Source organism: Thermanaeromonas sp. (assembly GCF_021890735.1).
Taxonomy (GTDB): Bacteria; Bacillota; DSM-521; order Neomoorellales; family Neomoorellaceae; genus Thermanaeromonas.
In genome coordinates, this window is the sequence record NZ_JAKKUR010000093.1 from 1 (window position 1) to 6,049 (window position 6,049).

Here is a 6,049-nt window from a genome sequence, read left to right on the forward strand (position 1 = left end):
AAAATCTAAGAGAGCGAGAGATAGAGGGAGATTTAAGCAAAAAATTGAGATAGGAGGTAAGTAGAGGGATAAAAGATACGGCCAGTTCTCTGCAGGAAGCTGCGGGGACCGTAGCTAGGACGGCGGATGAAGTTGCTCAGGCTGCTAGTCAAGTAGCCTCAGGAGCTGATGCTCAAAGTGCACAAGTAAAAAGCTTAAAGGATACTTCTTGGGAATTGCACCTTTCGGCAAGGGAGCTTTTAGAAGTAGCCACCGAGATGGAGAAAGCTAGCACCCAGAATCTATCGGTGGTTAAGCGTGGCCAGGAGGGAACGAACGTTTTATCCTCGGGGATGAAATCGGTGGAAGAGGTTAGCCAGACCACCGTCAACATGGTGCACCTTATGGCTCAGTCTGCCCAGCGCATTGAAGAAATTTTACGTGTCATTGTGGAAGTGGCGGACCAGACCAATCTTCTAGCCCTTAATGCAGCCATAGAGGCCGCCCGGGCGGGTGAACAAGGCCGCGGATTTGCCGTTGTAGCTGAAGAAGTCCGGAAGTTGGCGAGCAACTCTACGCAGGCGGCCGCTGAGATTGAAGCTTTGAGCCTGGAGATGCAGGAAAGGTTACAAGCTGTGGAGCAAGCGGTGGGGGAGGAGGTTCGCTCTGTCCAGCGCTTGCGGGAGGAGCTAGATTCTCTTATAAAAGTGCTTAAGGAGATAATGGTATATGCTGAGCAGGTAGGAGGATTGGCCGGGAAAGTAAAGGAGGTGGCCGGGAAGGCTGGAACAGCGGCAGAGACGGTAGCTAAAGAAGCAGAACATCTTGCCACTGGTGCCCAAAATACAGCGGCTTCTACCCAGGAGGTGGCTGCTGCAGCTCAGGAACAAGCAGCCACTGCAGCAGAGCTAGGGGGTGTGATAGAAAGGCTGCAGCGTATTGCAGATTCTTTACTTAATCTCGTAAGCCGCTTCCATTTACAGGAATAAAAAGCCTCCGAATAAAGGCGGCGAATTTTAGAGCCCCTATGGCCAGCCGCACTAGCTTAATAAGCGTAGAGGTTACCATAAGGGCGTTTGTTATAGGGTATAAGTTTAATAAAAGGAACAGCCAGAATTTTGTCAGCGTCTAGGTCGAAATACTCCGCAAACTCTTTTATAAGGGCCTCTAGGCGGTGGTAATCCTTCTCTTCGGGCTCTAAGACCTTGGCTTCTTTGCCTATAAGAATATCGTCATCTAATTTTCCCCGGATAAAGATTTCTCCCCCATGCATTCCAGTGGCTATATAATTCCCGACTATTTGCTCACCTGGTTTAATATCTAGCCCGAGAAGAACCAAGGTTCCCCCTGCCATATATTCCCCGAAAAAGTCACCGGCTTTACCACCTACAACGATCACTGGATTTTTTTCCCGGAAAGCTTTCATATGGATGCCTACGCGGTACCCTACATGACCCCGGATGAAGATTTTTCCGCCCCGCATGGAATAACCCGTGATGTCCGTGGCATGACCATGTACCACTATAGTACCCTCGTTCATGGTATTTCCCACACCGTCTTGGGCGTTACCGTATACTTCTATATGCAGCCCGTCCATAAGGGCACCTAAGTTGTTACCGGGAACGCCGTGGACTACCAGCCGAGCCTGGGCTTTAACACCTGTTCCTATATATCTCTGCCCATTAACATTTTCTATAACTATTTCCTTTTCTCCGCTATCCAGGAGGGCTCTGATCTTTTCATTGAGCTCCCGATAACTTAGACCTTGGGCATTTAACCTTTTCATCTATTTTTTGGCCTCCTTCCCTCTAAAAACCTTAAAGCTTTTATTCTTTAAGCCTGGCTTCCCACAACGCAGGCGGCAGATCAAGGAAACCGAAATCGTCTTGGAGCAGCTTATCTTTAAAGGGTAGAACGTCTATTTTTTCCTCTATCAGCCAACGGTAAAGGCCGGCCCGCTCCAGGCGGTTTATAAATAGAGCCCCTATTAGACGGTTGTTCTGAAGCACCAGCTTACGGTAGACCCGTTCGTTTTCTTCCTTTTGGACCAGTATTTCGTATCCCTGGCCGGGTTCGCAATTGGTTATACCCATGCTAATTATATGGAGGCCTAAAAACCCCAGGGCATTATAGGGCAAACTCCCCTTATATTTTTCCCTGGCGCCAGCCATATTGCGGCCGGCAAGGCGGCCCTGCGCGGCAGCATGGGGCAAAAGGGGCGGGTTGCCATCCACTACATCACCGGCAGCGAAAACCCCCGGCAGGCCCACGTTCAAATATTCATCTACTACTACCCCTCGTTTCAGGGTAACTCCCGGTGCCTGTTCCAGGAGCTCCACATTGGGCCTTACACCTATAGCCACTACCAAGAGACCGGCTTCGAGTTCTTTACCGGACTTAAGATTAAGCTTAAGCTTTCCTCCTTCCTTACGGCTCCCCCCCAGAATAGTATCTTCCAGGATTACCCGGACGCCTTTCTCACGGAGGAAGCTGGTCACCAGGGTGGCCGCTTCAGTATCCAAAACAGGCGACCATATGCGGGGTGCAAGCTCTACCATAGTGACTTTTAAGCCCCGGGAAACTAAACTTTCCATAGCTTTAAGACCGCTGGGGCCAGCGCCCAGGATCACCGCTTCCTTACCGGGATGGGCTAATTCTGCCAGCCGGCGAGCGTCGTCGTAGTTAAGAAAGGTTACATAATCTTCTTCCTGTAGTCCCTCTAAGGGTGGGACTATGGCTTTGCCTCCCGTAGCGATAAGCAAACGGTCGTAGGGTAAGCGGGAGCCATCATCAAGTTCTACCTCTTGCCTTTCCCAGTGTATACGTAGGGCTTTACGGCCTAAAAGGACGTTGATATTATGCCGGGTATAGAAATCTGGTGGAAGATAGGGCATCTTGTCCTCTCCAGTCTTGCCTTCTAGCCAATAAGAGATTAAGGGACGTCCGTAGGCATAGTATTTTTCGGCGGAAACAATAGTTATAGGCCCTTCTTTATCTAGCTCCCGGATACCCTGGCAGGCATTAATAGCCGCAACCGAGTTACCGATGATGACATATCTCATATTTTAAGTTGTCCCCCCTTCATATACCAGGGCGCGGTTAGGGCAGTGGGCCACGCAGGCCGGTTCTAGAAGGTCCCTACATAGATCGCATTTTAAGGCCACCGGCCGACCATTCCGGTAACCTGGACGTACAGCGCCATAGGGGCAACTGGCCACACACGTCCAGCAGCCTACACACTTATCTTCATGGCAATAGACGATTCCTGTTTCAGGGTCCTTAACCATAGCTCCGGATATGCAGCCCTGGACACACTGGGGTTCGTCGCAGTGACGGCAATGGACGGGTAGGGATTCGGGCCGCCTTTCTTCTACCCGTAGCCGGTGGGTACCCCGTAGACCTTCCCTTTTAAAGGCCTTCCAGACATCACGGCTTTTAGAGTGGGCCGCCACACAATATACCTCGCATAGGTGGCAGTTAATACAATATTCCCGGCGGGCATACACTTTTCTCATCCGCCTGCTTCACCTCTTCCTTAAATTTCAGCACCTGCACCATATTCCTTAAAATTTACATACCCTCGCCAGCATGTTTTACTCCCAGGAGCTTAAGTTCCGCCTCTGTAAGACCTACACCTCGTAGGTGTAGCCGGTTCCCCCGTAGGCTCTCTATGGAGTTTATTCCCATGCCTCCCAGCATCTCCTTGATCTCGTGGGACCACCCGTGGAGGAGATTATAGAGCCTTTCAGCCCCTATCTCTGGATTGAGACGCCTTGTCTTATAAGGATCTTGAGTGGCTATGCCCCAGCTACATTTGCCTGTGTAACACTTCTGGCAGAGGTGACAGCCTAGGGCCACTAGCGCTGCGGTACCGATATATACGGCATCTGCCCCCAGGGCGATGGCCTTAACCACATCCGCACTAGAGCGGAAACCGCCGGCTGCTACTAGAGATACCCGGTTGCGGATACCTTCCTCGCGCAGGCGCTGATCTACAGCAGCGATGGCCAGCTCAATAGGTATCCCCACGTGATCCCTTATCATGAGGGGTGCAGCGCCCGTGCCTCCCCGAAAGCCGTCAATGGCGATTATATCTGCTCCAGCTCGGGCTATACCGCTAGCTATAGCCGCCACGTTATGCACGGCCGCGATCTTAACCGACACCGGCTTAGTGTATCTGGTAGCTTCCTTCAGGGTAAGGATAAGCTGCCTCAGGTCCTCGATGGAATAAATATCATGGTGTGGTGCGGGAGATAGAGCATCGGTACCCTCAGGGATCATGCGCGTGGCAGCGATAGAGGCAGTGATCTTTTCTCCGGGGAGATGACCACCTATTCCTGGCTTGGCCCCCTGACCGATCTTAATTTCAATAACCCGGGCGGCATTAAGATACTCGCTGTGAACGCCAAAACGACCAGAGGCCACCTGGACTATGGCATGGTCAGCGTATTCGTACAGGTCTTCCGGTAACCCGCCCTCGCCAGTGTTAAAGAGGGTGCCGTAAGCCTTAGCCGCCCTGGCCAGAGCCTCGAAGGCCTGGTGGCTTATGGCCCCATAGGAGATGGCCGTAAACATAATAGGGGTCTCTATGGGAACTAAGGGAGTGGGACCGAAATAGCGATCCTTTTCCCCACCGAGGTAGTCGGGCCGACTGCCGAGATAAGTGCGGAGCTCCATAGGTTCTCGTAAGGGATCAATAGAAGGGTTGGTCACCTGGCTAGCATTTAGGAGCAACCGATCAAAATAAGCTGGGTACGGCTTATCATTTCCCATCCCCGTCAGAAGGACACCGCCTGTAGCTGCCTGCTTGTTAATATTATGGATGTGTTCCGGTGTCCAATGGGCGTTGAGTTTATAGGGCACAGGATTTCTCTCTATACGTAAGGCCCGGGTAGGGCACAAGCATACGCACCGCTGGCAGGCCACACAATTTTCGTCTAAGCTATAAACCCTGTCTTCTTCAGGATCGTATTGTTGAGCCTCGAAACCGCACTGGCGTACACAGACCAAGCACTTTATGCATTTTTCCTCATCCCGGACCACGCGAAATTCAGGTGGGTTCATGCGGATAGCCGACATGCGCACTCCTCCTTAAGCTCGCCCAGAACAGGTTCGCCGCCAGAGGGGTACCATACGCGCTCTACATCAGGGCATATAGCCCGAATAGCAGCCTCTTCGCTGGCTACATACAGGGTGGCTCCTTGTTCACCGGCCACTAACGGGCGGAGCTTGATCCTGTCGTTTAAGGCCATAAGCCCCCCGGGATAACCTACAATAATGGCGAAGGGGCCGTTAAGCATTAGACCCCCATAAAGGGCCCGAAGGTTGGTATAAAGCTCCCGCTCTTTAAGTTCTAGGCTGTCGATTTCTTCCCAGAAGGGAGGGGCCAGAACTTTGGCTACCAGGGGTAGGGGGAGCCTGTGGCGACGAACCAACAGGTCGATAGCATAGGCTATAACCTCAGTGTCTGTCTGCAGAGTGATTTTGTATCCGAACATCTCTAGGAAGCGACGGTTGGCACCATAGGAGGAGATCTCCCCGTTATGGACGACTGACCAATTAAGCAGGGTGAAGGGGTGAGCTCCACCCCACCAACCCGGGGTATTGGTGGGGAAACGACCGTGGGCGATCCACATATAGGCTTTGTATTCGTCCAGGCGGAAAAACTCTCCTATATCTTCTGGATACCCTACACCCTTAAAGGCACCCATGTTTTTGCCGCTAGAGACTACATACGCTCCAGGGATGGTATCGTTGATATGCATTACCAGTTGAGTCATAAAATCTTCTTCAGTCTTCTCTGCCTCTCCTATTTTGGAAAGACGAGGAACTACAAAGTAGCGCCAGAGCATGGGAGCCTGGCTTATGGAACGCACTTGGCGGGTGGGAAGGCGGTCTTCGGCGGCAATATAAAAGTTCTCTCTAATTAGATCCTCCACCATCTGGCGGCTGTGTTTATCTTCAAAGAGCAGGTGCAGGGCATAATAATCCTTGTATTCCGGATAAATCCCGTAGGCGGCGAAACCCCCACCTAGTCCATTGGACCGCTCATTTAGGCAGGAGATGGATA

General features: G+C 51.7%; 6 protein-coding genes. 1 reads left to right on the forward strand and 5 read right to left on the reverse strand.

The features are described 5' to 3' along the window. Positions 1-215 precede the first annotated feature (215 nt). Positions 216-968, forward strand: a complete 753-nt coding sequence (locus L5656_RS10090) for a methyl-accepting chemotaxis protein (RefSeq protein WP_297202574.1) — start codon at positions 216-218, stop codon at positions 966-968. A gap of 56 nt (positions 969-1,024) precedes the next feature. On the opposite strand, the gene L5656_RS10095 is transcribed toward L5656_RS10090, so the two are convergent. From L5656_RS10095 to L5656_RS10115, 5 genes are all read right to left on the reverse strand, one after another. After that, a complete protein-coding gene (locus L5656_RS10095) occupies positions 1,025-1,765 on the reverse strand; it encodes a hypothetical protein (protein ID WP_297202576.1) in 741 nt (246 codons plus the stop codon). 40 nt (positions 1,766-1,805) lie between these two features. After that, positions 1,806-3,041, reverse strand: coding sequence for an NAD(P)/FAD-dependent oxidoreductase (locus L5656_RS10100; protein WP_297202577.1), 1,236 nt, complete (start codon positions 3,039-3,041; stop codon positions 1,806-1,808). A gap of 3 nt (positions 3,042-3,044) precedes the next feature. Further along, positions 3,045-3,494, reverse strand: a complete 450-nt coding sequence (locus tag L5656_RS10105) for a 4Fe-4S dicluster domain-containing protein (RefSeq protein ID WP_297202579.1) — start codon at positions 3,492-3,494, stop codon at positions 3,045-3,047. 55 nt (positions 3,495-3,549) lie between these two features. Further along, on the reverse strand, positions 3,550-5,058 hold the full coding sequence (locus tag L5656_RS10110) for a glutamate synthase-related protein (protein WP_297202581.1): 1,509 nt from the start codon (positions 5,056-5,058) through the stop codon (positions 3,550-3,552). Beyond that, positions 5,040-6,049 (reverse strand): class II glutamine amidotransferase (locus L5656_RS10115; protein ID WP_297202583.1); only part of this gene is annotated, 1,010 nt, incomplete at its 5' end. The genes L5656_RS10110 and L5656_RS10115, both read right to left, overlap by 19 nt.

What these genes read in the sequence shown, in the direction of transcription:
- L5656_RS10095 (WP_297202576.1), bottom strand. Translation starts at nt 1,765, where the DNA reads ATGAAAAGGTTAAATGCCCAAGGTCTAAGTTATCGGGAGCTCAATGAA.
- L5656_RS10100 (WP_297202577.1), bottom strand. Translation starts at nt 3,041, where the DNA reads ATGAGATATGTCATCATCGGTAACTCGGTTGCGGCTATTAATGCCTGC.
- L5656_RS10105 (WP_297202579.1), bottom strand. Translation starts at nt 3,494, where the DNA reads ATGAGAAAAGTGTATGCCCGCCGGGAATATTGTATTAACTGCCACCTA.
- L5656_RS10110 (WP_297202581.1), bottom strand. Translation starts at nt 5,058, where the DNA reads ATGTCGGCTATCCGCATGAACCCACCTGAATTTCGCGTGGTCCGGGAT.